Genomic DNA, 336 nt, shown 5'->3' with positions numbered 1-336 from the left:
GCTCGCACATCATGAAATGCGCCGCCGAAAACATCATTCCGTCCACCGTGGAGCTGGGTGGCAAGTCGCCGAACATCTTCTTCGAAGACATCATGAAGGCCGAACCGTCCTTCATCGAGAAAGCCGCTGAAGGCCTGGTGCTGGCGTTCTTCAACCAGGGCGAAGTCTGCACCTGCCCTTCCCGTGCGCTGGTGCAAGAGTCGATCTATGACGAATTCATGCAAGTGGTGATGAAGAAGGTCCTGCAAATCAAGCGCGGCGACCCGCTGGACACCGACACCATGGTCGGCGCCCAGGCGTCCGAGCAGCAATTCGACAAGATCCTTTCGTACCTGG

General features: G+C 57.7%; 1 protein-coding gene. It reads left to right on the top strand.

Annotated features, from left to right (window positions below; translation table 11 throughout):
- The coding region (locus Q8X48_RS29900) for an aldehyde dehydrogenase family protein (RefSeq protein WP_407802820.1) at positions 1-336 on the top strand (336 nt) is incomplete at both ends.

The sequence above is a fragment of the Pseudomonas sp. QLc11A genome, from assembly GCF_052112305.1.
In the GTDB taxonomy this organism is placed as follows: domain Bacteria; phylum Pseudomonadota; class Gammaproteobacteria; order Pseudomonadales; family Pseudomonadaceae; genus Aquipseudomonas; species Aquipseudomonas laurylsulfatiphila.
The sequence above is the reverse complement of the archived record's forward strand: the minus strand, read 5'-3'. Positions and strand labels throughout refer to the sequence as shown.